The sequence below is a fragment of the Burkholderia sp. SIMBA_051 genome (assembly GCF_046534915.1).
Classification (GTDB): Bacteria; Pseudomonadota; Gammaproteobacteria; order Burkholderiales; family Burkholderiaceae; genus Burkholderia; species Burkholderia ambifaria.
This window is the reverse complement of record NZ_JAWRXS010000314.1, coordinates 1-269: the sequence shown is the minus strand read 5'-3', so window position 1 is coordinate 269 and position 269 is coordinate 1. Positions and strand designations below refer to the sequence as shown.

The 269-nt window shown below is 58.7% G+C and carries 1 pseudogene; it reads right to left on the bottom strand.

Features of this window, described 5'->3' with window-relative positions:
* A pseudogene (locus SB771_RS34675) lies at window positions 1–124 on the bottom strand (carboxymuconolactone decarboxylase family protein); the annotation flags it as partial.
* Between the last annotated feature and the right edge of the window lie 145 nt (window positions 125–269).

The following is a 269-nucleotide window of genomic DNA, read 5'->3' as shown; positions in this document are numbered from 1 at the left end:
GACTGTGCGTGCCGATGGTCGCGTAGGCGTTCGGGACCTTGCCGATCGCGGCCTTGATCTGGTTGAACACGACTGCGGTTTCGCCGGTTGCTTCCGACGGCTTCAAAGTAGTCAAGCGGGTCATATATATATCTCACTAGGCTGGATAATCGGGAGCCGCCCGATGAAGGTCGGCGCAATAGCGCGGAGCGCGGGCCAATGCCCGCATTCCGAGCCTTTACTGCGGATCAAACGTGACAAGGATCGAATACGCGCCATCGCGCAATACC